24 protein-coding genes are annotated in these 25,787 nt (G+C 69.8%); 10 read left to right on the top strand and 14 right to left on the bottom strand.

Going from position 1 to position 25,787, the window contains the following annotated elements:
• The first annotated feature begins 87 nt into the window (after positions 1-87).
• The 3 genes from BLU08_RS10690 to BLU08_RS10680 all read left to right on the top strand — a co-directional run bounded on the left by BLU08_RS10690 (position 88) and on the right by BLU08_RS10680 (position 4,507).
• A complete protein-coding gene (locus BLU08_RS10690; protein ID WP_090199343.1) occupies positions 88-624 on the top strand; it encodes a DUF4402 domain-containing protein in 537 nt (178 codons plus the stop codon).
• Between the two features lie 231 nt (positions 625-855).
• Positions 856-1,716 carry a molecular chaperone gene (locus BLU08_RS10685; protein WP_090199341.1) on the top strand — a complete coding sequence of 287 codons (861 nt, stop codon included), beginning with the start codon at positions 856-858 and terminating at the stop codon, positions 1,714-1,716.
• A gap of 34 nt (positions 1,717-1,750) precedes the next feature.
• Positions 1,751-4,507 carry a carboxypeptidase-like regulatory domain-containing protein gene (locus BLU08_RS10680; RefSeq protein ID WP_090199339.1) on the top strand — a complete coding sequence of 919 codons (2,757 nt, stop codon included), beginning with the start codon at positions 1,751-1,753 and terminating at the stop codon, positions 4,505-4,507.
• Between the two features lie 7 nt (positions 4,508-4,514).
• Here BLU08_RS10680 and BLU08_RS10675 read toward each other — a convergent pair whose 3' ends face one another.
• Both BLU08_RS10675 and BLU08_RS10670 read right to left on the bottom strand, forming a co-directional pair.
• Positions 4,515-5,447: a glycine zipper 2TM domain-containing protein gene (locus tag BLU08_RS10675; protein WP_090199337.1), complete on the bottom strand. Its 933-nt coding sequence runs from the start codon at positions 5,445-5,447 to the stop codon at positions 4,515-4,517.
• A 168-nt stretch (positions 5,448-5,615) separates the two neighbouring features.
• Positions 5,616-6,119 carry a GAF domain-containing protein gene (locus BLU08_RS10670; RefSeq protein WP_090199335.1) on the bottom strand — a complete coding sequence of 168 codons (504 nt, stop codon included), beginning with the start codon at positions 6,117-6,119 and terminating at the stop codon, positions 5,616-5,618.
• Between the two features lie 65 nt (positions 6,120-6,184).
• On the opposite strand from BLU08_RS10670, the gene BLU08_RS10665 reads away from it, so the two are divergent.
• Positions 6,185-7,663: a sorbosone dehydrogenase family protein gene (locus BLU08_RS10665; protein WP_090199333.1), complete on the top strand. Its 1,479-nt coding sequence runs from the start codon at positions 6,185-6,187 to the stop codon at positions 7,661-7,663.
• Between the two features lie 3 nt (positions 7,664-7,666).
• On the opposite strand, the gene BLU08_RS10660 is transcribed toward BLU08_RS10665, so the two are convergent.
• Positions 7,667-8,491 (bottom strand): DUF815 domain-containing protein, encoded by an 825-nt coding sequence (locus tag BLU08_RS10660; protein ID WP_090199331.1) that lies wholly within the window; start codon positions 8,489-8,491, stop codon positions 7,667-7,669.
• 4 nt (positions 8,492-8,495) lie between these two features.
• Positions 8,496-10,238 (bottom strand): acyl-CoA dehydrogenase, encoded by a 1,743-nt coding sequence (locus tag BLU08_RS10655; protein ID WP_090199329.1) that lies wholly within the window; start codon positions 10,236-10,238, stop codon positions 8,496-8,498.
• Between the two features lie 86 nt (positions 10,239-10,324).
• Between BLU08_RS10655 and BLU08_RS10650 the strand changes: the two genes are divergently transcribed.
• Positions 10,325-11,290 carry an L-threonylcarbamoyladenylate synthase gene (locus BLU08_RS10650; RefSeq protein ID WP_090201281.1) on the top strand — a complete coding sequence of 322 codons (966 nt, stop codon included), beginning with the start codon at positions 10,325-10,327 and terminating at the stop codon, positions 11,288-11,290.
• Here the strand turns inward: BLU08_RS10650 and BLU08_RS15640 are convergent.
• From BLU08_RS15640 to BLU08_RS10615, 7 genes are all read right to left on the bottom strand, one after another.
• On the bottom strand, positions 11,176-11,646 hold the full coding sequence (locus BLU08_RS15640) for a hypothetical protein (protein WP_369816782.1): 471 nt from the start codon (positions 11,644-11,646) through the stop codon (positions 11,176-11,178). The genes BLU08_RS10650 and BLU08_RS15640 overlap by 115 nt on opposite strands.
• 43 nt (positions 11,647-11,689) lie before the next feature.
• On the bottom strand, positions 11,690-12,475 hold the full coding sequence (locus BLU08_RS10640; RefSeq protein ID WP_233995942.1) for a head GIN domain-containing protein: 786 nt from the start codon (positions 12,473-12,475) through the stop codon (positions 11,690-11,692).
• A gap of 173 nt (positions 12,476-12,648) precedes the next feature.
• The gene (locus BLU08_RS10635; RefSeq protein WP_090199327.1) at positions 12,649-13,182 is read right to left on the bottom strand and encodes a CarD family transcriptional regulator; all 534 of its coding nucleotides are present in this window, start codon (positions 13,180-13,182) and stop codon (positions 12,649-12,651) included.
• A gap of 221 nt (positions 13,183-13,403) precedes the next feature.
• Entirely contained in the window at positions 13,404-14,222 is an 819-nt protein-coding gene (locus BLU08_RS10630; protein ID WP_090199325.1) for a YihY/virulence factor BrkB family protein, read from the bottom strand.
• A gap of 191 nt (positions 14,223-14,413) precedes the next feature.
• Complete coding sequence (gene fdxA / locus BLU08_RS10625) at positions 14,414-14,752, bottom strand: ferredoxin FdxA (RefSeq protein ID WP_090199324.1); 339 nt, start codon at positions 14,750-14,752, stop codon at positions 14,414-14,416.
• Positions 14,749-15,084 (bottom strand): S4 domain-containing protein, encoded by a 336-nt coding sequence (locus BLU08_RS10620; protein WP_233995941.1) that lies wholly within the window; start codon positions 15,082-15,084, stop codon positions 14,749-14,751. The genes fdxA and BLU08_RS10620 overlap by 4 nt, the downstream gene beginning before the upstream one ends.
• 29 nt (positions 15,085-15,113) lie before the next feature.
• Positions 15,114-17,738 carry a helicase-related protein gene (locus BLU08_RS10615; RefSeq protein ID WP_090201275.1) on the bottom strand — a complete coding sequence of 875 codons (2,625 nt, stop codon included), beginning with the start codon at positions 17,736-17,738 and terminating at the stop codon, positions 15,114-15,116.
• 364 nt (positions 17,739-18,102) lie between these two features.
• Here BLU08_RS10615 and BLU08_RS10610 point away from each other — a divergent pair, with 364 nt between their 5' ends.
• The 5 genes from BLU08_RS10610 to BLU08_RS10590 are packed head-to-tail and all read left to right on the top strand — an operon-like array spanning position 18,103 to position 22,579.
• Positions 18,103-19,836 carry a M23 family metallopeptidase gene (locus BLU08_RS10610; protein ID WP_233995940.1) on the top strand — a complete coding sequence of 578 codons (1,734 nt, stop codon included), beginning with the start codon at positions 18,103-18,105 and terminating at the stop codon, positions 19,834-19,836.
• A gap of 51 nt (positions 19,837-19,887) precedes the next feature.
• Positions 19,888-20,883 (top strand): porphobilinogen synthase, encoded by a 996-nt coding sequence (gene hemB / locus BLU08_RS10605; RefSeq protein ID WP_090199322.1) that lies wholly within the window; start codon positions 19,888-19,890, stop codon positions 20,881-20,883.
• The gene (locus BLU08_RS10600; protein WP_090199320.1) at positions 20,876-21,445 is read left to right on the top strand and encodes a GNAT family N-acetyltransferase; all 570 of its coding nucleotides are present in this window, start codon (positions 20,876-20,878) and stop codon (positions 21,443-21,445) included. Before hemB ends, BLU08_RS10600 begins: the two co-directional genes overlap by 8 nt.
• Positions 21,438-22,007, top strand: coding sequence for a GNAT family N-acetyltransferase (locus tag BLU08_RS10595; protein WP_233995939.1), 570 nt, complete (start codon positions 21,438-21,440; stop codon positions 22,005-22,007). Before BLU08_RS10600 ends, BLU08_RS10595 begins: the two co-directional genes overlap by 8 nt.
• Positions 22,004-22,579: a gamma carbonic anhydrase family protein gene (locus BLU08_RS10590; protein ID WP_090199318.1), complete on the top strand. Its 576-nt coding sequence runs from the start codon at positions 22,004-22,006 to the stop codon at positions 22,577-22,579. The genes BLU08_RS10595 and BLU08_RS10590 overlap by 4 nt, the downstream gene beginning before the upstream one ends.
• A gap of 32 nt (positions 22,580-22,611) precedes the next feature.
• Here the strand turns inward: BLU08_RS10590 and BLU08_RS10585 are convergent, their stop codons facing one another.
• The 3 genes from BLU08_RS10585 to BLU08_RS10570 form a co-directional block, all read right to left on the bottom strand.
• The gene (locus BLU08_RS10585) at positions 22,612-22,911 is read right to left on the bottom strand and encodes a hypothetical protein (protein ID WP_090199316.1); all 300 of its coding nucleotides are present in this window, start codon (positions 22,909-22,911) and stop codon (positions 22,612-22,614) included.
• 4 nt (positions 22,912-22,915) lie between these two features.
• Entirely contained in the window at positions 22,916-24,526 is a 1,611-nt protein-coding gene (locus BLU08_RS10580) for a cisplatin damage response ATP-dependent DNA ligase (RefSeq protein WP_090199314.1), read from the bottom strand.
• Positions 24,527-24,721: 195 nt separating this feature from the next.
• Entirely contained in the window at positions 24,722-25,753 is a 1,032-nt protein-coding gene (locus BLU08_RS10570) for a ligase-associated DNA damage response exonuclease (protein ID WP_090199311.1), read from the bottom strand.
• Positions 25,754-25,787 lie beyond the last annotated feature (34 nt).

Here is a 25,787-nt window from a genome sequence, read left to right as displayed (position 1 = left end):
GCACGTCCGTTCGGCAGACATGCACCTGGCCCGCTTGGGCGGGCGGATGGCTGCGACGGGTTAAGACCACACTCGGAAGGACCAGACATGACCAAGATGATTCGTTTCGGCGCGGCGGGCGTTGCCCTCTTCGCCGCCATGGGCATGAGCACCGCCGCTTTCGCCCAGGATGATACCGCCACCGCCACCGCCACCGCCGAAGTGCTCGACGCGCTGACGCTCGACAACACCAACGGCCTCGATTTCGGCACCATGGTCGTCGACGGCGGCGGCACCGTCACGCTCGGCGCGGACGGCGTGCTCGATTGCTCGGCGGGCGACATCGTGTGCTCGGGCACCTCGGCCGTGGCCGCGTTCGATGTCACCGGCACGGCCAACAAGGCCGTCACGATCAACCTGCCGACCGATTCGATCGACCTCAATCACCCCGACTTCAGCGGCTCGAGCGTGGGCGAGCACACGATCGAGCTCGATGCCTTCACCTCGAGCGCTTCGGGCAACGAGATCACCCTCGACGGTTCGGGCGAAGGCGACTTCACCGTCGGCGGCACGATCACTTTCGACGGTTCGGAAGTCGCGGGCATCTACAGCGGCAGCTTCGACGTTTCGGTCGAATATTCGTAAGCCCACCCGCGGGGCGCGTTTTCGCGCCCTGCAAGGCGACCAGGTCAGGGCCGCGCATCCCCCGGCGGGGTGCGCGGCCCTTTCGCGTGGACTCTCCGGAAGCTCCGCAAGGCGCTTCGGGGCGAGACATGGTTAGACGGATGTTAACCACATCCCGTTACCCAACTGCGTGAACCTACGCAGAGCAGCCGGGAGGACCAGCCCGCGCTGCACCATCTCGGGAGCTGACCAATGTCCATCAGGGCCTTGCGTGCATTCGCGCGCGGCGCGGCCGTTCTTGCCGCCTTTTCCTCGCTTAGCCTCACCACCCCCGTCAGCGCGCAGGGCGACCTGCTGGTTGCGCCGACCCGCGTCATCCTCGACGGGCGGCGCGGGACCGAGGTGATCCTCAGCAACATCGGCGACGAGGAAGCGACCTATCGCATCGGGCTCGAACTGCGGCGGATGACGGAGAACGGCAAGCTCGTCCCGGTCGAGCAAAGCGAGGCGAACGAGAAGGAAACCGCCGCCCTCGGCATGATCCGCTACGCCCCGCGGCGCATCGTGCTGCCGCCCGGCCAACCCCAGGCGGTGCGGCTCGCCGCGCGGCCCGCGGCGGACCTGCCCGACGGCGAATACCGGGTGCACATGTCCTTCCGCGCGATCCCCAAGCCGCGCCCGGCGACGGCCCAGCAGGCACCGACCGACCAGGTCTCGATCCAGCTGATCCCGATCTACGGCGTGACCATCCCGATCATCGTCCGCCACGGCCGGGTCGAAGCCGAAGCCGGCATCGCCCAGCCGCGCATCGTCGCGGGCGAGGACGGGCCGGAACTCGCCGTCACCGTCACGCGCTCGGGCGAAAGCTCGACCTATGGCGAATTGCGCGTGACCAAGCCCGGGGTGGAGGATCCCCTCGTCCTGCTGCGCGGGGTGGCGATCTATCCCGAGATCGGCCAGCGCGACCTCAGGATCGCGCTCACGCCCGAACAGGCGGCGGGGATGACTGGCGAACTGCGTTTCGAATACCGCGAAATGCCCGAAGCGGGCGGCGGCCTCCTCGCCGCGCTCGACACCTGGGTCGATCCGGATCCGGCCGCCGGGCTCGACTGAGCCGGGAAACCGGCGGCGCACCTTCGCAGCCCCGATGTCCGACACCCGCCTTTCCCTTGCCGGCACCGTCGCAGGTCTTGCGGCGGCGCTCGGCCTGTGGGCCGCGCCCGCGCCCGCCGCCGCGCAGGCGGAGAGCGCGTGGCAGGCGAACGAGGACGACTACCTTTTCCTCCAGCCGGTGATCGGCAAGTACAAGCTCACGCTCGACGTGCGCGGATACCGCACGGATCGCGGCGTGTGCCTCGACCTTGCCGACGTGATCCAGTCGCTCGACCTGCCGATCCGCATCGACAAGAAGTCGCGCCGCGCAACTGGCTGGCTTTTCGCGGAGGACCAGACCTTCACTCTCGATCGCGATTCGGACACGGTACAAAACATGAACGTGGAGGGCGGCCGCGCCCCGATCGCGGGCGACATTCACGACACGCCCGAAGGCTGGTGCGTCGATACCGGGGCCTTGTCGCGCTGGTTCGGGATCACCTTCAAGCCGGACCTCTACAACGCGATCATCCGGCTGGAGAGCGAGCGCGACCTGCCGTTCATGCAGGCGATCGAGCGCCGAAGTCGCGCGGCGCGACTCGACCGCCGGCCGAAGCAGACCTTCGATCTCAGCCGGTTTCCCACCGCCGAGATGGAATATCGCCCCTGGCGCACGCCCTCACTCGACGTTGTCGCGCAGGGCGAGGTGACGAGCGGCGAGGCCGGGCGCCGGCCCAGCGCGGGCCGGGTCGAACTCTACGCCGCGGGCGAGGCGCTCGGCGCGAGCTATTCCGCGCGTTTCGCGACCGACAACCAGCTCGCCCCCCAGACCGTCCGCCTGCGCGCCTATCGCAACGATCCCGACGGCGGCCTGCTCGGCCCGCTCGAGGCGACTCAGGCAGCGGTGGGCGATGTCGAGACGATCGCGGGCCGGCTGACCGGGCAGACGCAGGTCGGGCGAGGGGCCTTCGTCTCCAACCGCCCGATGGGCCAGACCAACCGTTTTTCCGCGACAACGCTGCGCGGGACCCTGCCGGCCGGGTGGGATGCCGAACTCTACCGCAACGGCCAGCTGATCGCCTTCCAGGACGATCGGGGCGACGGGCGCTACGAATTCGTCGAGATCGAACTGTTCTACGGCCGCAACGATCTCGAGGTCGTGCTTTACGGCCCGCAGGGGCAGATCCGGCGCGAGCGGACGAGCGTTCCGGTCGGTTTCAGCCAGATCGAACCGGGGCAGACCTATTACTGGGCCGGGGTGCTCCAGACGCAGCGCGACCTCGTGCAGATCAACCTCGACAATGTCTTCCTGCCGCAGAAATGGCGCTGGGGGGTCGGGGTCGAGCGCGGGATCGACCAGAGGACCAGCGTCGCGCTGGGAATGCAGAGCCTCGTCTTCGAGGGCGCCCGCCGCACCTATGCGGAGGGCGCGATCGTGCGTTCGTTCGGCGCGATGGCGGTCGAGCTGACGGCGGCGCACGAATTCGGCGCGGGCGCGGTGGCCGAGGCGAACGCGCTCGGCCGGGTGGGGAACATCAATCTCGGGGTCAACGGGCTCGTTTCCTTCGGCGATTTCACCAGCGAATTCGTGACCAACCAGATCGACTGGCGCGCCGGGTTCACCTTCGACACCTCGCTTGCGCTCGGGAAGGGGTCGCTGCCGATCCAGGGCGACATCCAGCATTCGCGATTGCGCGACGGGTCGCAGATCAACGAGGCGCTGCTGACGACCTCGGTCACGGCGGGCCGGGTGGCGATCTCCGCCCAGATCAGCCACCAGGAGCGCACCGCGGGGGAAATCCTGCCCGGCCGGACCGACACGCGCCTGCGCCTGCTCGCCAACACGCGCATGGGCCGCTGGCGCCTGCGCGGCAATGCGGTGTGGGCCTTCCAGGGGCCGCGCACCGGGTTCGAACGGGCGAATATCCGGGTCGACGGCAATATCGACGAACGTTCGGACGTGCAGGGGCAGGTCGAGTATGTCGGGCAGGCCGACGAATTCCGCTTCACCGGCGCCTACACGCGGCGCTTCGACCAGCTGCTGCTGCGCGGCGATGCCTTCGTCACGACCCGCGGCGGGGTGGGGGCGGGGGTGCAGGTCGCCTTCAGCCTCGGCCCGGATCCGGTGCGCGGCGGTATTCGGGTCTCGCAGGCGAAGCTCGCCCGCAACGGGCAGGCCGATGTAACCGTGTTCCGCGACGACGACGGCAACGGGCGCCGCGATCCGGGCGAGGCGGTGCTGAAGGACGTGCTGGTCGAAGCGGGCCAGCGCAGCACCGATGCCTATACCGGCGAAAACGGCCGCGTGATCGTCGACAACCTGCGCCCCTTCCGCCCGGTGCTGGTCGGCGTGGACGAAAGCACGCTGGACGATCCCTTCCTCGCCCCGGCGGTCAAGGGCATCGTGCTCACCCCGCGCCCGGGCGTGATGGCCAGGATCGACATCCCGATCTCGCCCAGCGGGGAGGTCGAGGGGATGCTGCTCGGCACGAACGGGATCGAACAGCCGGGCGTCGCGCTCGAACTGGTGGACGCGCGCGGCGATGTCGTGGCCGGGACCGTCAGCGAATTCGACGGCTTCTTCCTGTTCCAGCGCGTGCCCTACGGGCAATACCGCCTGCGCGTGGCCGAGGAGGCGGCGGCGACTCTGGGCGTCGCGGCGGCCCTCCCCGGAACGCGCGGGGCGCAAGGCTTCACGATCCGCCAGGGCGAGGACGTGATCCGGCTCGGCCCGGTCAAGCTGCGCGCGGCCGACCAGGCCCCACCCGCGAAGATCGCGGCCCGCGGCGCGGGAACGGGCAAGCCCGAATGAGGCCCCGTCAGTCGCCCTTGATCATCTTGGGCGAGGGGGCCGGGCGCGGGATCGGAACCGGGCGCGGCGCGCTTTCGGGGATCGACCGGGCGGCCGGCACGCTTTCCTCGCGCACGTTCTCGCGCACGATCACCCGCTGCTGCTGTTCGTAGCGCACCGGCACCATCACCATCTGCGGCGGCGGGGCGTAGCCGTAGGCCGGGGCGTAGGAATAGGCCGGGTAGCCGTAGCCATAGGCCGGCTGGTACGAAGGAGCGTAGCCAGCCGGCGGATAGGGTGCGGGGATGGTGCGCGAGGCGATGCGCGCCGGGCCGCTCGCGGGATAGCCGTATTGCGAGATGTAGCTGTCGAGCGCGGCCTCGCAGTCGTAGCGGTCGTTCTTCTTGCCCCCGCCGATCAGGTTGCCGAGCAGCAGGCCCGCAAGCCCGCCCGTGCCCGCGCCGATCAGCGTGCCCGCCAGCCGCTCGCCATCGGCCACGCGGTTGCCGATGATCCCGCCGGTGATCGCGCCGAGCAGGGCGCCGATGATGCCGCCCTTCTCGCGTTCGTCCCGCCCTTCGGTGCGGCGGCGGCATTCCTCGAGCCACTGCTCGCGCTCGAACACGACCGGCGTCGGGGCCTGCGGGGGGTAGCCGGGATAGGCAGGGGCGGGGTTGGCATGGCCCTGATAGGTTTCGCCGGCGGGGGGCGCGGCGCTTTCGATCCGGCGAGTGCGGGTGATCGTTTCGACCCCGTCGGGGCCGACGCTGGTTTCGGTCACGTCGGACATCGGGACCGGGCCGGTGCGGTATTCGCGCGGGAGTTCGCGGACTTCCTCCTCGCTCATCGGCCCGGCGTCCGCCGGCGCGTCCTGCGCGCTCGCCGCCGCGGCGAGGGCGAGCAGCGGGAGGCCGGCGGCCGCGCCGAGCGCGGAGCGAAGAATTGTGCGATTGGCAGGCATGTCGGTTCCCCCGCAAAGGATGGCCGGCCGCAGGAAAGCGCGCGACTCGCGCCCCGGAACGGCCGCCCGAATGGTTAGCCTGAAGTTACCACCACGCCGCGACCCGGCCCAAGGCGGCAGGCGGGCGCTGTCTCGTTTCGGGGCGATCGCGGCCCCTTCGCCTGACGTTCAGATCCGCGCGGCGAGCAGGGCGGCGAGCGCCTCGATCCCCGCCGCATCGTCCCGGGTGAAGCGCGCGGGCGAGGGGCTGTCGAGGTCGATCACCGCGATCACCCGGCCATCGCGCAGCACGGGGACGACCAGTTCGGACCGGCTCGCCGCGTCGCAGGCGATGTGGCCGGGAAAGGCGTGCACGTCCTCGACCCGCTGCGTCTCGCCCGATCGCGCCGCCGCGCCGCACACGCCCTGGCCGAAGGGAATGCGGATGCAGGCCGGCCGGCCGACGAACGGGCCGAGCACGAGTTCCTCGCCTTCACTCTCCCCCTTCGCCCGCGCCACGCGGTAGAAGCCGGCCCAGTTGAGATCGGGCAGGAATTCCCACAGGAGCGCGGCGACATTCGCCATGTTGGCCACCGCATCGGGCTCGCCTGCGGTGAGGGCATCGGCGGCGGCGTGCAGCTGGCGGTGCAGTTCGGCCGGGGGGAGGCTTTCGTCGGGGCGGAAATCGTACATGGCGAAGGCTCCATAGCGGCAAGCCCGGTTGCGGCAAGGCGAAGCGCGCTCTAATCGCTGGAGCCATGGCCATTTTTCGCAAGATCGCGATCGCGCTCCTCGTGATCCTCCTCGTCCTCGCCGCCGCGCTATGGTTCCTGACCCGCGGGGACACCGCCGACCTTCCGCTCGAGGACGTCGCCGGGACCGACCCCGTGCTGGGGGAGCCCGAGGCGGAGAGCTTCCCCACGATCCAGATCGCCGATCCGGTCGGCTGGGAAGAGGGCGAAAAGCCCACCGCCGCACAGGGGCTGGAGGTCAACCGCTTTGCCGAGGGGCTGGAGCATCCGCGCGTGCTCTATGCCCTGCCGAACGGCGACATCCTCGTCACGCTGACCCGCGCGCCGGCCCGCGAAGGCGGCGGCGAAGGCGGGATCATGGCGAGGATCGAGCGCTGGATCGCCTCGGTCCTGTTCGAGAAGGCGGGATCCGCCGGGCCTTCGCCCAACCGGATCGTGCTGCTGCGCGATGCCGATGGCGACGGCGTGGCCGAAATCCGCATGGTGATCCGCGAGGCCGATCTCGATTCCCCCTCCGGGCTCAGCTGGAAGGACGGAACGCTCTATGTCGCCAACCACGACGCGGTGCTCGCCTTCGATTACGAGCTCGGTTCGGACGCGGTGACGGGGAGCCCGCGCAAGCTGATGGACCTGCCCGCCGCGGGCAATTACTGGATGCGGAACATGGAGCTTTCGCCCGATGGCGAAGACCTCTTCGTCGCGGTCGGATCGGCCAGCAATATCGGCGAAAAGGGGATGGAGGCCGAGGTCGGCCGGGCGATGATCTGGCAATACGACCTTGCCGAAAACCGCCAGGCGCAGTTCGCGGCGGGGCTGCGGAACCCGAACGGGCTCGATTTCAGTCCCTGGACGGGCGAGCTCTGGACCACGGTGAACGAACGCGACATGCTCGGCTCGGATCTCGTGCCCGATTACCTCACCAATGTCCCGATCGGCGCGCAATATGGCTGGCCGTGGCTCTATTACAAGAATACCATCGACCGCCGGGTCGAGGCGCCGATGCCGCAATTCCTCATGGAATACACCCGCTATCCCGAATACGCGCTGGGGCCGCACGTCGCCGCGCTCGGCCTGGTCTTCACGCAGGGCGGGCACCGCATGGGCGATGCCTTCGCGCGCGGTGCCTTCGTCGCGCGGCACGGGTCGTGGAACCGCAAGCCGCCTTCGGGCTATGACGTGGTCTTCGTGCCCTTCGACGAACGCGGCAATCCGGTGGGCAAGCCGCAGCCGGTGCTGGGCGGATTCCTCCAGGGCGACGACAAGACCAATGGCCGCCCGACCTGGGTCGAATGGGCCGGGGACGGATCGCTTCTCGTCTCGGACGACACGGCGGGGATCATCTGGCGGGCGGTCGACCCGGCTGCCGAGCCCGCCGCCCCGATCGAGCGCCTGCAGAGCGAGCGGCTGGAGCCGCAGGGCGAACTGCGCGACCCCCGCGCGATCCGGGAGGAGGAATATCTGCGCCAGCAGGCCGATAGCGAGTAGCGCCTAGAGCCTCCTGCCCGCGCGCCCGGCCAGTTCGACCGCGAATTGCAGCGCGGTCCGGCCCGAACGGTTGCCGCGCTGGATCGCGAAGGCCAGCGCCTCTTCCTCGTCGAAATACAGCCCCGCCGGTTCGGTGTAGCCGCGCAGGATCGCCAGCCAGGCTTCGCGGTCGCAGGGGTGGAAGGCGAGCGTCAGTCCGAAACGGTCGGCCAGCGCCAGCGCATCGTCCCGCTCGTCGCGTTCGTGGAGCGCGCCCGCTTCGGCCTCCTCGCGCCGCACGATCGCGCGGCGGTTGGAAGTGACGGCGATGCGGACATGGGGCGGGCGGGGGAGAACGCCGCCGTCGAGCAGGCTCCTGAGGGCGAGCATGTCCGCGCGCCCGTCCGCGCCGAAGCCGAGATCGTCGATGAACAGGAGGAAGGCGCGCTCCTCCTTCGCCAGCGCCTCGATCAGCGCGGGAAAGGTCGCGAGCGAACCCGGGGCGAGCTGGACCAGCGCGATCCGCCCCGGCCTTTCCGCCTCGATCGCGGCGATGCAGGCCCGGACCAGCGCCGACTTGCCCATGCCGCGCGCGCCCCACAACAGCATGTCGTGCGCCGCCGCCCCATCGGCGAGGCGGGTGAGGTTTTCGAGAGCGGCGCGCTTCTGTTCGTCCACGCCGCGCAGGGTCGCGAGCGGCAGCGCATCGGGTTCGGGCACGGGATGGCCCGTCTCCCCGTCCCAGCGATAGGCCGACGCGATGCGCCAGTCGGTCGGGCGCGGCGCGGGCGGGGCGATCCGTTCGAGCGCCGCGGCGATCCGCTCGAGCAGCGCGCGGCTCCCGTCCACCCGATCAGCCCGCCAGCTTCTCGCTCGGCAGCGAATAGAGCAGGTCCGCCCCGCCGATCGCGCTCGCCTTGAGCCCGTGGGCCTCGGGCACGACCCGGTCGAGGAAGAAGCGCACCGTCACCGGCTTGCTCGTCTCGAGGGCGGGGGCGGCACCGTTGGCGACCGCTTCGGCCTGCCTGGTCAACTGCCAGCCGGCGACCGCGACCGCCGCCATGGTGCAGAAGGGGACGCTGCCAGCAAGCCGATCGTCGAGGCTCGCCTCGCCCTGCATCCAGCGCGCGACATGAGCGCAATCGGTCGCGAGCGCGGCCAGCGCCGGTTCCTTCGCCGCGTCGCGCGCGATTTCCTCGAACAGGGCGATCATCGGCTTGCCCCCCTCGAGGCCGAGCTTGCGGGTGACGAGATCGGCCGCCTGGATGCCGTTCGTGCCTTCGTAGATCGGGGCGATCCTGGAATCGCGCCAGTGCTGCGCCGCGCCGGTTTCCTCGACGAAGCCCATGCCGCCGTGGACCTGGATCCCGATCCCCGCGACCTCGACCCCGACATCCGTCCCCCACGCCTTGACCAGCGGCACGAGGATGTCCGCGCGCAGCTTGGCCGCGCCGTCGCCGAGATTCCCGCGATCGACCAGCCCCGCGCAGTAATAGAGCAGGGCGCGCACGCCTTCGGTGAGCGATTTCATCCGCAGGATCATGCGGCGCACGTCGGGATGCTCGATGATCGCGACGGGGCTCTTGTCGGGCGAACCGGCGCGGGCCGACTGGACCCGGTCCTTCGCGTAATGGATCGCCTGCTGGGTCGCCCGCTCCCCGATCTGCACGCCCTGGTTGCCGACATTGATCCGGGCGTTGTTCATCATCGTGAACATCGCGGCGAGCCCGCGGTTTTCCTGTCCGACCAGTTCGCCGATGCATTCGCCGTTGTCGCCATAGCTCATCACGCAGGTGGGCGAGGCGTTGATGCCGAGCTTGTGTTCGAGGCTGACGCAGCGCAGGTCGTTCCTCGTTCCGAGCGAACCGTCGTCATTGACGTGGTATTTCGGCACGAGGAACATCGACACGCCGCGCGATCCTTCCGGCGCGCCGGGCAGGCGGGCGAGCACGAGGTGGATGATGTTCTCGGCCAGGTCGTGTTCGCCCCAGGTGATGTAGATCTTCTGGCCGGTGATCCGGTATTTCCCGGCATGAGGCCCGTCGGTGACCGGTTCGGCCGTGCTCCGCAGCGCGCCCACGTCCGAACCCGCGGCGGGTTCGGTCAGGTTCATCGTCCCCGACCATTTCCCGCTGACGAGATCGGGCAGGTATTTCGCCTGCTGGTCCTTCGACCCATGATGTTCGAGCGCGTCGATCGCCCCGACCGAAAGCATCGGCAGCAGGTTGAACGCCATGTTCGCCGCGCCGAGATTCTCGAGCACGTTGCACGCCAGGGTGAAGGGCAGGCCCTGCCCGCCGAACTCGGCCGGACTGGCGATCGCGTTCCAGCCCTGTTCGACATAGGCTTCGTAGGCTTCCTTGAATCCGTCAGGCAGGCGGACCACGCCGTTTTCGAGCTTCGCCCCTTCGAGATCGCCCACGCGGTTCAGGGGCGCGAATTCCCCGGCCGCGAACTGGCCGACGCCCTCGACGATCGCTTCGACAAGATCGGGTTCGGCATGGGCGAAGCGTTCGGATTTCTGCAGTTCCTCGATCCCCGCATTGACGCGAATGGCAAGCAGCTGGTCCTGGGTCGGCGGGGTAAAGGGTGTCACGGCGAATTCTCGTCCTTGTTGCGGGAGAGGAAGGGGTTGGAAAAGCGCCCTTGGCAGGCGGCCCTGTCGAATATAGCGCCCATGCCATGCGCGACAAGGACACAACACCGGTGGTTCCCGCCGACGAGGAAGGGATCGCACGGGCCGCGGCGATCCTCGAAGCGGGCGGGCTCGTCGCGGTTCCGACCGAGACGGTCTACGGCCTCGCCGCGCGGGCGGATTCTGCCGAGGCGGTGGCGCGGATCTATGCGGCGAAGGGGCGTCCGGACTTCAACCCGCTGATCGTCCATGTGCGCGATGTCGAACAGGCCGCGCTTTATGGCGATTTTTCGGACCCCGTGCTCAGTGACATCGCGCAGGTCATGTGGCCCGGACCGCTGACGCTCGTGGTGGAGCGACGCGCCGACGCCGCGCTGGCCGAGGCCGTGACGGCGGGGCTTCCCACCGTCGCCCTGCGCGCTCCGGCGCATCCGGTGATGCGCGCCCTGCTGGAAGCGGTGGATTTCCCCCTCGCCGCGCCTTCGGCCAACCGCTCCGGCTTCATCAGCCCGACGAGCGCGGAGCACGTTCTCGCCTCGCTCGATGGGCGCATCGATCTGGTCCTCGACGCGGGGCCGACCGAGGCGGGGGTGGAATCGACCATCCTGCGGATAGGGCCTGACGATGCATGGCACGAACTGCGCCCCGGCCCGGTCGATGTCGCCGCGCTCTATCGCGATTACCACGACCGCGAGATGCCGGTCGGGCAAGCGCCCGCAGGGATCACCGCCCCCGGCCAGCTCGCCAGCCATTACGCGCCGGGCAAGCCGGTCCGTCTGGACGCGGCGCAAGCGGAGGCGGATGAATTCCTGATCGGTTTCGGCCCGGTCACGGGCGATGTCACGCTGTCGGCGAGCGGCGACGTCACCGAGGCCGCGGCGCGGCTCTATCACTGCCTTCACGAAGCCGCCCGGTCCGACCGGCCGCGGATCGCCGTCGCGCCGGTGCCCGATCGGGGCGTCGGCCGGGCGGTGAACGACCGGCTCCGCCGGGCCGCGACGCCGCCGGACTGATCGCTTTCGGGCCTAATCGCTTTCGGGAGGGGCGGCGGTGCCGAGGGAAGCCGCGCCCGCAGCTCCTCCAGTTCGGCCCAGGTCGCGCGGGCGTCTTCGCAGGCGCTCTCGTCGCCGTCGCGGCAATCGGCGATCTCCTCGGCATAGCGCCGTTCGAGCCGGCCGAGCCGTTCCTCGCGCTCGCGCAGTTCGCGCCCGCGCTTCTCGTCCCGTTCGGATTCGCTGGTGGTGGCGACATCGACGACTTCCCCGGCGGCGCGCACCGGCAGCGTGACGATGTCCACCGCCGTCCTGGCGAGGCAGGCGGACAGCAGGGGCAGGGCGGCGAGCGCCGGCAGGGCGGAGAGGGCGCGCATCGCCGCACCATGCGCGCCGCGCCGATTCGCGCAAGCGTCGTCGTCAGCCCGCGGTGGGTTCTTCCGCTTCCCCCGGATCGGCCGTCGCGGCGGCGGGGGCGGGCGAGCAGGTCAGCCTGCCCGAACCGAAGGCGGTGACCTCGCACTTGGCGCTGCCGGTCACGCGGACGTCGCCCGATCCGGCGATGGTCGCCTCCACGGTCCCGTCCGAGGCGAAGGCGACATCGCCCGCGCCGCCGATGCTGACCTCGGCCCGGTCGGCCTTGAGCGCGGTGAGATCGATATCGCCCGAGCCGCCGATATTGACTTCGAGCCGCTCGGCCGTGCCGGCGCCCCTGATCGATCCGCTCCCGCCGATGTTCAGCTCGAGCGTGCCCGCGGCGATGCGTTCGACCGCGACATCGCCCGAACCGCCGATCGAGATGTCCGCGTCCCGTGCCAGCGTGACGGCCCTGACCGTCCCGCTCCCCGCGATCGCGATGCTTTCGGGCGGGGGCATGGTGACGTTGACGGTGACCGCGCTGCCCGAACCCCAGCTGCCGTTCTTGCGGCCGATGCCAAGGGTCGATTCCTCCAGCGAGAAGCGCAGCCTGGCGCTCTCTTCCTCGTCGCCGTCGACCGTGATGGCGAGCGTGTCGCCCTCGCTGAGGACGACCCTGTCCCCGCTCGCGAGGACGAGCCTGGTCGGCGCCGGCCCGTTCGTGTCGAGCTCGGCGAGCGGCACGCCGCCCATGCCGTTGACGCGGACATCCGCCCCGCATCCGGCGAGCGCCGTGCCGAGCGCGAGCGCCGCCAGGGGCGCCATGCGAGAGATGAAATTGCCGATCATTCCTGCCCTCCTGCAGCCTGTGTATTGGTGATATAATACACTACCATGGCTCGCGCAAGCCTTTCCCCGGTCCGCCATTCGCACGGCGCGCCGCCCGCAAACGCAAAGGGCCGCCCCTTGCGGAGCGGCCCTGCGATCGTGCCCGGCCGGCTGATGATGCCGGCTGGCGGAGGTCAGCTTTCCTCGCTGTTTTCGTAGTATTGCGGCGCGTGTTCGCGCAGCACGCCGAGGATCTTCTCGAGCGCGGTCTGTTCGTCGGTTTCCTCCATCGCCGCGAGTTCGCGGGCGAGGCGGCTCGAGGCGGCTTCGAAGATCTGGCGTTCGGAATAGGACTGTTCCGGCTGGTCTTCCGGGCGGAACAGGTCGCGCGTCACTTCGGCGATCGAAACGAGGTCGCCCGAATTGATCTTGGCTTCGTATTCCTGCGCGCGGCGCGACCACATGGTGCGCTTGACCTTGGGCTTGCCCTTCAGGGTTTCCATCGCCTCCTTCAGGGTCTTGTCCGAGGACAGCTTGCGCATCCCGATCGATTCGACCTTGTTCACCGGAACGCGCAGCGTCATGCGCTCCTTTTCAAAACGCAGCACGTAGAGTTCGAGCTGCATCCCGGCGATTTCCTCGCTCTGCAACTCGATCACGCGGCCGACGCCGTGCTTGGGGTAAACGACATAGTCTCCGACCGTGAAGGCAGGCGCATTGCTAGCCATGCGAGTTCCTTTCTCTCAGCCCCCAGCAGCTCCCGCCGATCGGGCGAATGGTTCCTTGCGGTGCATTGCCCGAAGAAACAGGCAGGCACCGGGCCGCATTCAACCGAGACTGTGCTGCTGGTAAGTGGCCTTTTCCTGTTTTCTGGCGCCACCGCCGGGACCCACCGGCGAGGTTGGACCATTCTATAACATGTTCGCAACAAAATTGCGAGTCCCGATGCTTACGGGTCCGTCGGCGCCCCCGCGTCGCCGCCTGCGCTGGCCCTGGCGACGAAGGCCCCGATCAGCAGCAGGAGCGCGCTGATGAAGAGCCAGGTCAGGAACACGACGACGGCGCCGAGCGAGCCGTAAGTCGCATTGTAATTGCCGAAATTCGAAACGTAGAAGCCGAAGCCCGCGCTCGCCCCCATCCAACCGATCGCGAACAGCACCGCACCGCGCAGGGCCGCCGCGTAGGACACGCGCCCCTCGCTGTTCGGCACGAGGCGATAGGCCAGCACCGCCCCGCCGACCCCGACCAGGCCGACGAGGGCGAAGGTGAGGAAGCGCTCGCCCGATTCCGCGAGGAACACCGAAACCACGGCGGTCGCCCCGGCGACGATCCCGAAGGCGACGATCGCCCCCAGCGTGACCGCGAGCGCGAGCAGGTTCGCGCGGATCAGCCCGCGCTTCTCCCTCGCCCTGAAGGCGACATCGAATGCCGTGATGACCGCCCCCGCCGCGAGCCGCGATCCGAACAGGGCGAGCGCGAGCGCGACGACGAAGCCGAGCCCGGAGGTCCCGCTGCGCCTGTCGGTGACGCTTTCGAGCTGGCTGGTGACGAGATCGGCCGAGGAAGCGGGCAGTTCCTCGGTCAGCGCGGCGGCGTGCCCCGCGATGGTTTCGGGGTCGGCGATGAGCCCGTAGGCGAGCACGATCGCACCCAGCAGCGGCACGAAGGAGAGGAAGGCGTAATAGGCGATCCCCGCGGCGAGCAGCGGGGCGTTCTCGGCATTGGCGCGGGTCCAGCCGGACTTGAGCGAAGCGATGATCGGACGCATAAGGCTCCAACCGCAGCGCGGCCCGACCGTTCCGCCGCGCCCCGGCGGAGGCCCCGCGCCATGCGGGCGCGCCGACCCGTTCGCATTCCCGCCCGGCGACGCGCGGCGAAACCGGCGATGGCCGCGTCCGGCCCGGAACCCTCACCCGGCCGGGACGAAACCGGGTTCACGGCCCGGGATGGCGCGCAGGATCAATCGCCTTCGCCGGGTTCCGCGCTGAAATACTTCTCGAACTTGCCCTTTTCACCCTTGAACTGGTCGGCGTCCTCGGGCGGTTCCTTCTGGCTCGTGATGTTCGGCCATTCGGCGGAATACTTGGTGTTGAGCTCCAGCCATTTTTCCAGCCCGTCCTCGGTGTCGGGCAGGATCGCCTCGGCCGGGCATTCCGGTTCGCACACGCCGCAATCGATGCATTCGCTCGGATTGATGACGAGCATGTTCTCGCCCTCGTAGAAGCAATCCACCGGGCACACTTCGACGCAATCGGTGTACTTGCACTTGATGCAGTCTTCGGTGACGACGTAGGTCATTGAGGAGCTTTCATATCATTCGGCGGCGTTTGGTCCGGTGCTATGGCGATTTCACCGCGAGGGTCAAGCACGCGATAGTGACATCTTGCCAGCGCGGGCGAGGTGCGCCTTTCGGGCAGGGACAGGACCTCGACCACCCGGACCTCGCCCCCGACGGGGAGCGTCAGCACGTCCCCTATAGCGACGTTTTCGGCGACGCGCCGCACATGATTTCTATTCCGGCGCAAAGCCCGGCTCTCGATCAGGGCGCGGGCGGCCGCGCGGGTCCGGGCGAAGCGCAGGTAGACGAGCAGCCGGTCGAGCCGCATCGTCTGCGCCGCGCCCTCGACCATCCGCGCCGCTCCCTAATCCGCCGCCGGCTTCACTTGCCGCCCGCCTTCTGCCCGAGCAGTTCGGCGAGCCCGTCGAAGGCGCCCCCGCTGCGGGCCGGGCCTGCATCGGGTTTGGGCGCGCGCGGCCTGTGTTCCTTGGCCGGAGGGCCCTTGCGCGGCGGCCCCTTGCGCGCGGTGCGCGGCTTTTCCGCGCGGTGCTGCCCCTCGCCCTGTCGCCCGTCACCCGCCTGCCCGTCGCGCGCGCGCCGCGGCTCCCCAGCCCTACGCGGGCGCCAGGTCCAGCTGTCGGGCGCGGGCGGGCCGAACGCGGCTTCGGCAAGGGTGCGCGCGCGGTGGTAGCGGAAACCCGCGCTGCCGAGCAGGCGGCGGGTGTTGTCCTCTTCCAGCCCGATCGAGGTGGGCAGGGCAAGGTCGATCCGGAAACGCGCCCCGCTGCGGGCCTTGCGCGGCGCGGGCGCGGCGCCCTTCGCCGCCCGCTCCCCGGCTTTGGCGCGCGCGTCGAAGGCGGCGCGCAGGATCTTTTCGGCAAGGTCGACCCGGATCGCCTGCGTCCCGGCCGGGCGGTAACCGGCGGGCAGGCGCTTCTGTTCGGCCAGCACCGGCAGCATCGCGTCCTGCAGCGGCCTGCGGTCGAGCCCGAGCGCATGGAGCAGGCGGCGCGGCGCGGGCTTGAGCAGGGGACCGGCGAAGATGTCGAGCGCGCCGAAGGTGACGCCCAGCTTCCGCAGGAAGGGCCGCATCTCCTTGGGCAGGTGTTCGAGCCCGGCCTTTTCCCGGCTGACGACGCCGCCTGCCTCGATCAGGGTGATGAGCAGCGCCCGCGCCTGCGAACCGGCCGCGGGATCGCGCGCCGCCTCGGCCAGCTTGCGCAGGGGCGCGAGCGGTTCGAGCCGGGCCGCGAGCCACGCCGACAGGCCTCCTTCTAGCCGGGCACGCGCCGCGTCGGGCAGCATCGTCACCTCGCGCGCGAAGTCGAGCCGGGGGGCGGCGAAATCGGGCGGCATGGTGATCGTCGCGAGCGGGCGGCCCTGCCACTCGATCGCGCCTTGCGCGATCTCCAGTTCCGCCAGCCGCTCGCCCAGCAGCATGTCCGCCCGCTGCGTCAGGATCGCCGGGAGCGCCCGCTCGCCCGCGGCGAGCAGCATCTTGCGGTCCGCCAGCGTCGCATCGGGATCGACGCTGAAGCGGAAACCCTCCAGCCGCCCGATCGCCTCGCCCTCGACCGTCACGCGGCCGTCCGGTTCCAGCGTGACGGGAAGGGCGCTCGCATCCTGTCCCAGCGATTTCATCAAGATCGTCGTCCTCCGGTTGACGAAGCGTTCGGTCAGGCGCGCGTGGAGCGCATCGGACAGCTTCGCCTCCACGGCCCGTGCGCGGGCCGCCATCTCGTCGCGGGCGAGCACCCAGTCGGGCCGCTGGCAGATATAGGCCCACGAGCGAATCGCCGCGATCCGCCCCTGCAGCGTGTCGATGTCGCCCTGCACCCGGTCAAGCTCGGCGATGCGCGCGGCGACGAAATCCGCGCCGAGACACCCTTCGCGCAGGTCGTCCCACAGGCGGGCGACGAAGCGGGCGTGGGTGTCGACCCCGACCGCGCGGAAATCGGGCAGCGAACAGGCCTCCCAGAAGCGCCGCACCGCGCCCGCGCCCTTGACGGTGTCGGCGATCGGCTCTTCGGCGAGGCGTTTGAGCACGGCGAGGTCGATTGCGGGCGGGGCGGGTTTGAGCGCGTCGTGTTCGGGTTTGGATTCCAGATCGGCGATCAGCGCGGCAAGGCTGTCGAAACGCGGTTCGGCCTCCCGCCAGAACAGGTGGGTGAGGGGGGCGAAGCGATGCTCCTCGATCGCGTAGATCTCTTCCTCGGTGAATTCGAGCGGCGCGCCGGAGCGCGAACCCCCGCCCGTCAGCGTGCCGAAGCTGCCGTCGCGCTGGTGCCGCCCGGCGCGTCCGGCGATCTGCGCCATCTCCGCCGGGGCGAGCCGCCGCTTGCGCCGCCCGTCGAACTTGGTCAGCGCGGCGAAGGCGACGTGGTCGAGATCGAGGTTCAATCCCATCCCGATCGCATCGGTGGCGACGATGTAATCGACCTCGCCGTTCTGGAACAGCTCGACCTGGCGGTTGCGCGTTTCGGGGCTGAGCGCGCCCATGACCACCGCCGCCCCGCCGCGAAAGCGGCGCAGCGCCTCGGCCATGGCGTAGACCTGCTCGACCGAGAAGGCGACGACGGCCGAGCGCGGCGGGAGGCGCGACAGCTTGGCGGACCCTGCGTGGGTGAGGGTGGAGAAGCGCGGCCGTTCGACCAGTTCGGCGCGCGGGATCAGCTGGCGGATCATCGGCTCGAGCGTGGCCGAGCCGAGGATCATCGTCTCGTCCCGCCCGCGCGCGTTCAGCAGTCGGTCGGTGAAGATGTGCCCGCGTTCGGGGTCCGCGCCCAGCTGCGCCTCGTCCACCGCGACGAAGGAATGCCCGCCGCCCAGCCGGTCCATCGCCTCCGCCGTGCAGAGGAAATAGCGCGCGTTGGGCGGCTCGATCCGTTCCTCCCCGGTGATGAGCGCGACCGCGTCGTCGCCCTTGATCGCCCGAACCCGGTCATAGACTTCCCGCGCGAGCAGGCGCAGCGGAAAGCCCATCATGCCCGAGGAGTGCCCGCACATCCGCTCGATCGCGAGATGGGTCTTGCCGGTGTTGGTCGGGCCGAGCACGGCGCGCACCTGCCCGCCGCCCCCACTTCTGGCGCCCGCGCGGCCATGTTCGCCCCGGCCGGTCTCGTTCGCGGGAAAGGTCACGGCCCCCGTTCTGTCAGGCTTGGCCGCGCGGAGCAACCTCCGATGGGGGCGGCCCGTGCCCGGGTCGCATCCGTCCGTCGCAGGCCAGACTCGTCCGGTCGCTGGTTAAGCCGGCATTTACTTTGATCGGGCAGGGAATACGGGCAAAGGGGACGCGCCGGGAAGGGCGCAGGGCCGTGCGCTCCGTCGGTACCGCCGCCGGGCCGGGCCACCTCGAGACCGGACGAGATGCTTGAATTACGCACGCGACATTGATGGCGCAGCCTGGGGCCGGGAGGGCTGGCCCGCTGACGCCGACGCCGACGCCGCCGCCGACGCCGCCCGCTCGCGCGAAGGTGGCCGCGATCCGGCCGTTCCGGTGCTGCCCGATGCCGGGAACCTCGTCTCCTACCTTCGCCGCGGCAAGGCGGCCGCGCCCCCCAGCCCGCAGCAAAAGGTCCGGCGCCAGGTCGTCACCCGCGTGCGCGGCTTCGGCGATCGCTACGACGAATGGAAGCTGTCGGCCGGGCGGTGGTTCGACCGGCTCGACCTTGCCCCCGACCTCGCCGAGAATATCGGTAGCCGCCGCTGGTTCCGCGGGCTCGGCACGCTGATCGCGCTGGGCGCGGCGGCATTCGCCTTCTGGCCCGATTTCACCACGCTCGAAGCGCGCGCCGCCATGCCGCAGGATCCCGGGATCCGCGAGGAGATGCGCAGCCGGATGATCCTGCCGCTCGGCCTCGGCGGGGAAACCGGGCGGCGCATGGCGCCGGGCGGGCGGGTCATCCCGCTCAGGGACGCGCCGGAACGCCCGCGGATCGAACTGGTCGCGACGCTCGCCCCCGGCGACAGCTTCGGTTCCATGCTGCGCCGTGCGGGCCTTGCGGGCGGGGATGTCGCGCGGGTCACCGGGCTGATCGGCGAGGCCATGCCGCTGACCGAACTGAAACCCGGCACGCAGATCGACATCGTGCTCGGCCGCCGTCCCGCCCCGGGCGCGCCGCGCCCGCTCGATGCGCTGTCCTTCCGCGCGCGGTTCGACCTCGAGCTCGCGATCGAGCGCGCCGGCGAAGCGGGGACGGGGCCGCTCGCGCTCAGGCGCAACGTCATCCGGGTCGACGACACGCCGCTGCGGGTGCGCGGCCCGGTCGGGCAGAGCCTCTACCGCTCGATGCGCGCCGCCGGCGTCCCGGCCAGCGCGGTGCAGGAATACCTGCGCGCGCTCGACAACCAGATCGACCTCGACCGCGACGTGCGCGCCTCGGACGAATTCGACATCATCCTCGCCTATCGCCGCGCCGCCACGGGGGAACGGCAGGCGGGGCAATTGCTCTATGCCGGGATCGACCGCGGCGGGCAGCCGAAGACCCAGCTCATGCGCTGGGGCGAGGATGGCCAGTTCTACGAAGCCTCGGGCGTGGGCGAGCAGCGCCGCGGGCTGGTGCAACCGGTGCCCGGCCCGGTTTCCTCGCGGTACGGAATGCGGCGCCACCCGATCCTCGGTTATCGCCGGATGCACGCCGGGCTCGATTTCCGCGCCCGCCACGGCACGCCGATCGCCGCCGTGACCGACGGGCGGGTGACGTCGGCGGGCCGCGCGGGCGGGTGCGGGATCGCGGTGCGGATCGACCACGGCGAAGGGCTTTCGACGCGCTATTGCCACATGAGCCGGATGGCGGTGAGCCGCGGCCAGCGGGTCGAACGCGGGCAGATCATCGGCTATGTCGGCTCGACCGGGCTGTCGACCGGCCCGCACCTCCATTACGAGATGTATCGCGGCGGGCGTTCGATCAATCCCGAAAGCGTCGCCTTCGTCTCCCGCGCGCAGCTGTCCGGCACGGAGCTGATCGATTTCCGCCGCCGCCTGATCGAGTTGAAGCAGGTCGAGGTGGGCGCCGCGCTCGCCGATCTCGAGCCGCTGCCGAGCGAGATCGACGAGCCCGAGCGCGAGATCGAGAAGATCGACCTCGCCCGAAGCATGAACTGACGCCGCGCGCCCGATTGCGCGCAGGCGATCTTTGCGGCAACACGTCGCTCCATGAGAGGACATTACCCCAACACCCGCCTGCGCCGGACGCGCGCTTCCGCCTGGAGCCGGACGCTCCACCGTGAAACGCTGCTCACGCCCGCCGACCTCATCTGGCCGCTTTTCGTCACTTCGGGCGAGGGCGTGGAGGACCCGGTGGCGAGCCTGCCCGGCGTTTCGCGCTGGTCGGTCGATCTCATCGCCGAACGCGCGCGCGAAGCGGTCAGGCTCGGCATCCCGGTGGTCGCGCTGTTCCCCAACACGCCCCCGGACCGGCGCAGCGACGCGGGCGAGGAGGCGCACAACCCCGACAACCTGATGTGCCGCGCGATCCGGGCGATCAAGGATGCCTGCGGCGAGGAGATCGGCGTGCTGACCGATGTCGCGCTCGATCCCTATACCAGCCACGGGCAGGACGGCCTCCTCGACGAACGCGGCTACGTCACCAATGACGACACGGTCGCGGTGCTGGTCGACCAGGCGATCAACCAGGCCGAGGCCGGGGCCGACATCATCGCCCCTTCCGACATGATGGACGGGCGCGTCGGCGCGATCCGCCGCGCGCTCGAGATGGGCGGGCACCACAACGTCCAGATCATGAGCTACGCCGCCAAGTATGCGAGCGCCTTCTACGGCCCGTTCCGCGACGCGGTCGGATCGGGCGGGCTGCTGAAGGGCGACAAGAAAAGCTACCAGATGGACCCGGCCAATGGCGACGAGGCGCTGCGCGAGGTCGAATTCGACATTGCCGAGGGCGCGGACAGCGTGATGGTGAAGCCGGGGCTGGCCTATCTCGACATCATCTACCGCGTCAAACAGGCCTTCGGCGTGCCCGTCTTCGCCTACCAGGTGTCCGGCGAATACGCGATGATCGAGGCGGCCGAAAGCGTCGGGGCGGGCGATCGCGACGCGCTGCTGATGGAAAAGCTCATCGCCTTCAAGCGCGCCGGATGCAGCGGCATCCTGACCTATCACGCGCCCGTCGCCGCGCGCCTGCTGAATGGCTGACCAGCGGTCTGACTTCCGGCTGGAAACGCCTCGCCTCGCCTTGCGCGACTGGCGCGAGGCGGACTGGGAGCCGTTCTTCGCCGCCACCAACACGCCTGCGGTGATGCGCTGGCTGGGCGGGGTGATGGACGACGCCAAGATGGCCGCCACGCGCGAGCGGCTGGAGCGCTACCGGGCCGAGCACGGGCACACCTTCTGGGTGGTCGAGCGCCGCGAGGATGGCGCGATCCTCGGCTTTTGCGGGCTCAAGAGGTGCAACGCGCCGGGCGGGCCGGTCGGCGAATTCGAGATCGGCTGGCGGCTGCGCGAGGAGGCGTGGGGCCACGGCTATGCGCGCGAGGCGGCTGAGGCCTCGCTCGATGTGGCCTTCAACCGGTTTGCCGCGCCGCTGGTGATCGCGCTCACCGTCCGCAACAACCGGGCGAGCTGGGGGCTGATGGAGCGGCTCGGCATGGTCCGGCGCTCGGACCTGGATTTCGAGGAAGCCGGCTTCGACCCCGACGACCCGCACGTGATCGTCTACGCGATCGACCGCGCGGGCTGGGAAAGCCGCGATGGCTGACGCGATCGACGACACGGTAATCGAAACCGACCGGCTGATCCTGCGCCGCGTGCGGCCGGGCGATGCCGCGCTCCAGCACCGATTGCTCAGCGCGCCCGAAATGATGCGCCACCTGGGCGGGCCGAAGTCGCTCGAGGAAATCGAGATCAGGCATGGCCGGATCATGGAGAGCTACGCGAACCACGGTTTCGGCTTCATGATGCTGATCGAGCAGGCGAACGGGGAACTGGTCGGCCATGCGGGCATGAAGCGGGTCGACAACGCGCTCGCGCCCAATCCGGGCGATCACGAGATCGGCTGGGTGGTGCGGCAGGATCGCTGGCGCAGGGGATACGCACACGAAGCCATGCGCGGTGTGATCGGCTGGGCGTTCCAAACCCTCGGCGCGCCGCATCTCGTGGCGCTGACGAGCGACGCCAATGTCGCAAGCTGGAAGCTGATCGAAAAGCTTGGCATGAAGCGGCGGCGCGACCTCGATTTCGATGACCCGGCCTTTCGCCCGGAGGAAAATCCGACGATCCAGTATTCGCTGACCAGACAAGAATGGGAGCAGCAGCAATGACACTCCACGACCCGCGATTTCCGGGCGTCACCATCATCGCCATCCACGGCAAGGCCCCGAAGATCCACGAAACCGCCTTCATCGCGCCCGGCTGCGCGATCATCGGCGATGTCGAGATCGGGGCGGGCTCCTCGATCTGGTACAATTGCGTGCTGCGCGCGGATGTCTCCTCGATCCGCATCGGCGAGCGCACCAATGTCCAGGATGGCAGCGTGCTGCATTGCGACGGCCCCTCGCCGATGGACCCGGAAGGGTGCCCGCTGGTAATCGGCGATGATGTGCTGATCGGCCACATGGCGATGGTGCATGGCTGCACGATCCACGATCGCGGTTTCGTGGGCCTCGGCGCGATCGCGATGAACAAGGCGGTGATCGCCAGCGATGCGATGCTGGCCGCGGGCGCGATGCTGACCGAGCGCAAGGTGATGGGCCCGCGCGAGCTGTGGGCGGGCCGTCCGGCAAAGAAGCTCAAGGAATTGAACGACGCCGCCATCGCCGGCATGAAGCTGGGCGTCGCGCATTACGCCGAGAACGCAAAGCACCATGCAAAGGCGGTGCGCGAGACGCCTTGAGCCGTCGCACGGCGCTGCCCGCCGGGGCGGGTTCAGCGCAATGGCTCGATCTGCTCTTCGAAATCCGCATCGGGCGTGATGATCCGCCAGCTGCCCGGCGCGCGGCTGTCGATCACCACTACGCCGTTCTTGGGGCAGATATCGAGGCACGCGACCTCGATCACCCCGACCGCCGCCTTGCGCCCCTTGCCCGCGCCCAGCTCCCGCCTCAGCGCCGCCGCGAGGCGCTTGCGCTGCGGGCCGAAGCCGCGGCCCTTCTTCGCCTGCTTCTTCGAGCACTTCCTGCACACGAGCAGCGCGTGCGACCAGTTGGAGCGAACCTGCGTCTTCATCGTCTCAATCCTTCACCAGCGCCCGCAGCGTCTCGATGCGGTCGGCCTCGTGCACCGGCTTGTCCCAGCGGATGCGGTGGATGCGCGGGAAGCGCATGGCGAGGCCCGATTTGTGGCGTTTGGAGGTGTGGACGCTGTCGAAGGCGACTTCGAAGACGAGGCTGCGTTCGACCTCGCGCACCGGGCCGAAACGGTTGAGCGTGGTCTGGCGCACCAGCCGGTCAAGCTTTTTCAATTCGGCATCGGTGAAGCCCGAATAGGCCTTGCCCACCGGGAGCAGTTCCGCGCCCGCGTCCGGATCGCCGTCCCAGCAGCCGAAGGTGTAGTCCGAATAGAAGCTGGAGCGCTTGCCGCTGCCGCGCTGGGCATACATCAGCACGCAGTCGATCAGCAGCGGGTCGCGCTTCCACTTGTACCACAGGCCGACCTTGCGCCCGGCGATATAGGCGGCGTCGCGGCGCTTGAGCATCAGCCCCTCGATCGCATCGTCGCGCGCGCCTTCGCGGATTTGGGCGAGGTGGGCGAAATCGCGCGCCTCGACCACCGGCGAAAGATCGAACCGGCCCGGCGGGAGGTGCTCCATCAGCGCTTCGAGCCGCGCGCGCCGCTGCGTCCAGGGGAGGTCCCGCAAGTCCCGACCCTCGAGCAGCAGCGCGTCATAGAGCCGCACGAAAGCGGGCGCTTCGGCGAGCAGCTTCCTCGACACGGTCTTGCGCCCCAAGCGCTGCTGGAGCGCGTTGAAGCTCGCCGCGCCGCCTTCGGCGCCGCCCTGCGCCTCGCCCTGGACCAGCAATTCCCCGTCGAGCACGGCATCGAGAGGCAAGGCATCGAGCATTTCGGGGAAGCTCGCGGAGATATCGTCGCCGCTGCGCGAATAGAGCCGGGTGGAAGGCACGCCGTCCTTCGTCACCCGGACCAGCTGGACCCGGATCCCGTCCCATTTCCATTCCGCCGCGTAATCGGCAAGGTCCACCACCGCCTCCTCGAGCGGGTGGGCGAGCATGAAGGGGCGAAAGCGCGGGTGGTGGGCGACGTCGGGCGGATCGCCGCCCCCTGCCGCCCAGCGGAACAGGTCGGCATAGGGCGGTTCGAGCGCGTGCCAGTATTCCTCGACCTCTTCCACCGGAACGCCGAAGGCCTGCGCGAAGGCGGTCTTGGCGAGCCGGGCCGACACCCCGATCCGCATCCCGCCCGTCGCCAGCTTGATCAGCGCGAACCGGCCATTGGCATCGAGCCCGTCGAGCAGGCCGGGCAGCACCTTGGGTGCGCTGGCGCGGGTGAGGCTGGCGAGCACCGCCACCGTTTCGTCCAGCGTGGGCGGAGCGGATGCGGCAGCGCCTTGCGGATCGGGCCACATCAGGCTCGCGGTTTCCGCCGTGTCGCCGACGAAGTCCCGCGCGAGCGTCCACAGGACGGGATCGACCCGGTCCTTCATCAGGTTGCGAATGGTCGAGGACTTGACCCCCGGAAAGTCCAGCTCCCCCGTCAGCGCCGCCAGCGCCCAGCCGCGATCGGGATCGGGCGTCGCGCGCAGGTAGTCGGCGATCAGCGCGAGCTTGCGGTTTCGGCTGGTGGTGTAGACCAGCGTGTCGAGCAGGGTCGCGAACGCCTTCACGCGCGCGCCGTCCCGCTTTCACGGCGGCGCACCATCCGCCCGATAGCGCCGCGGTGGCGGTTCCTTCCGTTCGCCCCGCTCTTGAAGGAAGGCAGGAAGGCAAGGCCATTCATCCCCGCCCCAGTCATCCCCGCCCCAGTCATCCCCGTCCCAGTCATCCCCGTCCCAGTGATCCCCGCCCCAGTGATCCCCGCCCTAGTCATCCTCGTCCTCGCGCCCCACCAGGGCCAGCGCCCGTGCGCGGCGCTGGCCCAGTTCGCACCAGCGCAGCAGCGCCTCCTCGCGGCCATGGGTGATCCACGTCTCGACCGGATCGACCTCTTCGATGGTCGCGGTGAGTTCGTTCCAGTCGGCATGGTCGGAGATGACCAGCGGCAGTTCGACATTGCGCTGCCGGGCGCGCTGGCGCACCCGCATCCACCCGCTCGCCATGGCGGTGATCGCGTCCGGCAGGCGGCGTGACCAGCGGTCGTTGAGCGCGGACGGGGGCGCGACGACGATCGCGCCGCGGATGTCGTCCTTCGCATGATCGCCCACCAGCCGCAGTTCGCCGAGCGGCACGCCGTGCTCCTCGTAGAGCCGGCACATCTTTTCCATTGCGCCGTGAAGGTAGATCGGATCGTGGTGCCCCGCGGCGCGCAGTTCCGCGATCACCCGCTGCGCCTTGCCCAGCGCATAGGCCCCGACGAGGACGCAGCCCCCGGGATTGGCCCGCAGGGCGGCGAGCAGCTTGCCGATCTCCTCCCCGATCGGGGGATGGGTGAAGACCGGCAGGCCGAAGGTCGCCTCGGTCACGAAGATGTCGCAGGGCACGACCTCGAAGGGCGCGCAGGTCGGGTCGGGGCGGCGCTTGTAATCGCCCGTGATGACGACCCGCTCGCCCGCGTGTTCGAGGAGGATCTGCGCGCTGCCGAGGACGTGGCCGGCAGGCACGAAGGTCGCATCGACCCCGCCCTTCAGCCGGATCGTTTCGCCATAGGCGACGGGCGTGGCCCGGGACGGCATCTCGCCCGAGCCGTCCTCGATCCCCGTGCGATAGCGCAGCGCCATGATCGCGAGCGTTTCGGGCGTGGCGATGGTTTCGCCGTGCCCGCCGCGCGCGTGGTCGGCATGGCCGTGGGTGACGAGCGCGCGGTCGACGGCGCGCCCCGGATCGACCCAGCAATCCGCCGGCACGACATGGACGCCCCACGGTTCGGGCCGGATCCAGGAAAAGGGCGCGCTCACGCCCCTGTCAAAGCGCGGAAGGCCGCGCGCGTTC

The organism is Erythrobacter sp. HL-111 (assembly GCF_900105095.1).
Taxonomy (GTDB): domain Bacteria; phylum Pseudomonadota; class Alphaproteobacteria; order Sphingomonadales; family Sphingomonadaceae; genus Erythrobacter.
This window is presented reverse-complemented; position numbering and strand designations above follow the sequence as displayed.

What these genes read in the sequence shown, in the direction of transcription:
- BLU08_RS10585 (WP_090199316.1), bottom strand. Translation starts at nt 22,911, where the DNA reads ATGAAGACGCAGGTTCGCTCCAACTGGTCGCACGCGCTGCTCGTGTGC.
- BLU08_RS10635 (WP_090199327.1), bottom strand. Translation starts at nt 13,182, where the DNA reads ATGGCTAGCAATGCGCCTGCCTTCACGGTCGGAGACTATGTCGTTTAC.
- BLU08_RS10595 (WP_233995939.1), top strand. Translation starts at nt 21,438, where the DNA reads ATGGCTGACGCGATCGACGACACGGTAATCGAAACCGACCGGCTGATC.
- BLU08_RS10690 (WP_090199343.1), top strand. Translation starts at nt 88, where the DNA reads ATGACCAAGATGATTCGTTTCGGCGCGGCGGGCGTTGCCCTCTTCGCC.
- BLU08_RS10640 (WP_233995942.1), bottom strand. Translation starts at nt 12,475, where the DNA reads ATGATCGGCAATTTCATCTCTCGCATGGCGCCCCTGGCGGCGCTCGCG.
- BLU08_RS10675 (WP_090199337.1), bottom strand. Translation starts at nt 5,447, where the DNA reads ATGCCTGCCAATCGCACAATTCTTCGCTCCGCGCTCGGCGCGGCCGCC.
- BLU08_RS10630 (WP_090199325.1), bottom strand. Translation starts at nt 14,222, where the DNA reads ATGCGTCCGATCATCGCTTCGCTCAAGTCCGGCTGGACCCGCGCCAAT.
- BLU08_RS10600 (WP_090199320.1), top strand. Translation starts at nt 20,876, where the DNA reads ATGGCTGACCAGCGGTCTGACTTCCGGCTGGAAACGCCTCGCCTCGCC.
- fdxA (WP_090199324.1), bottom strand. Translation starts at nt 14,752, where the DNA reads ATGACCTACGTCGTCACCGAAGACTGCATCAAGTGCAAGTACACCGAT.
- BLU08_RS10650 (WP_090201281.1), top strand. Translation starts at nt 10,325, where the DNA reads ATGCGCGACAAGGACACAACACCGGTGGTTCCCGCCGACGAGGAAGGG.
- BLU08_RS10680 (WP_090199339.1), top strand. Translation starts at nt 1,751, where the DNA reads ATGTCCGACACCCGCCTTTCCCTTGCCGGCACCGTCGCAGGTCTTGCG.
- BLU08_RS10665 (WP_090199333.1), top strand. Translation starts at nt 6,185, where the DNA reads ATGGCCATTTTTCGCAAGATCGCGATCGCGCTCCTCGTGATCCTCCTC.
- BLU08_RS10615 (WP_090201275.1), bottom strand. Translation starts at nt 17,738, where the DNA reads ATGTGCGGGCACTCCTCGGGCATGATGGGCTTTCCGCTGCGCCTGCTC.
- hemB (WP_090199322.1), top strand. Translation starts at nt 19,888, where the DNA reads ATGAGAGGACATTACCCCAACACCCGCCTGCGCCGGACGCGCGCTTCC.
- BLU08_RS15640 (WP_369816782.1), bottom strand. Translation starts at nt 11,646, where the DNA reads ATGCGCGCCCTCTCCGCCCTGCCGGCGCTCGCCGCCCTGCCCCTGCTG.
- BLU08_RS10670 (WP_090199335.1), bottom strand. Translation starts at nt 6,119, where the DNA reads ATGTACGATTTCCGCCCCGACGAAAGCCTCCCCCCGGCCGAACTGCAC.
- BLU08_RS10590 (WP_090199318.1), top strand. Translation starts at nt 22,004, where the DNA reads ATGACACTCCACGACCCGCGATTTCCGGGCGTCACCATCATCGCCATC.
- BLU08_RS10620 (WP_233995941.1), bottom strand. Translation starts at nt 15,084, where the DNA reads ATGGTCGAGGGCGCGGCGCAGACGATGCGGCTCGACCGGCTGCTCGTC.
- BLU08_RS10685 (WP_090199341.1), top strand. Translation starts at nt 856, where the DNA reads ATGTCCATCAGGGCCTTGCGTGCATTCGCGCGCGGCGCGGCCGTTCTT.